The sequence below is a fragment of the Enorma phocaeensis genome (genome assembly GCF_016901575.1).
GTDB classification, from domain to species: Bacteria; Actinomycetota; Coriobacteriia; order Coriobacteriales; family Coriobacteriaceae; genus Limicola; species Limicola phocaeensis_A.
On sequence record NZ_JACJKQ010000090.1, the window covers coordinates 1 to 229 of the forward strand.

Sequence of the window (229 nt, forward strand, 5' to 3'; positions counted from 1 at the left end):
GGCCGCGGCTCGACGATGTTCGCGTCGCAGCTCGAGCCCGACCAGTGGTACCTGAGGATCAACTCGGAGCTGTGCGCCGACTCGATACTGAACCGGGCCGTGGAGCACGCCAGGGTCCTCGATATCAAGGGACCGAACATGCGCGAATACACCGCCGATCTCAAGGCGCAAGCGGAGAAGGGCTACTGGGACTGACGCCCGGTACCCGATAGGCGGAAGGGCGGTACCG

1 protein-coding gene is annotated in these 229 nt (G+C 65.1%); it reads left to right on the top strand.

Features of this window, described 5'->3' with window-relative positions:
- Positions 1-195, top strand: a 195-nt coding sequence (locus H6A15_RS10290; protein ID WP_239462515.1) for an ATP-binding protein, incomplete at its 5' end; no start/stop codon positions are given.
- Positions 196-229 lie beyond the last annotated feature (34 nt).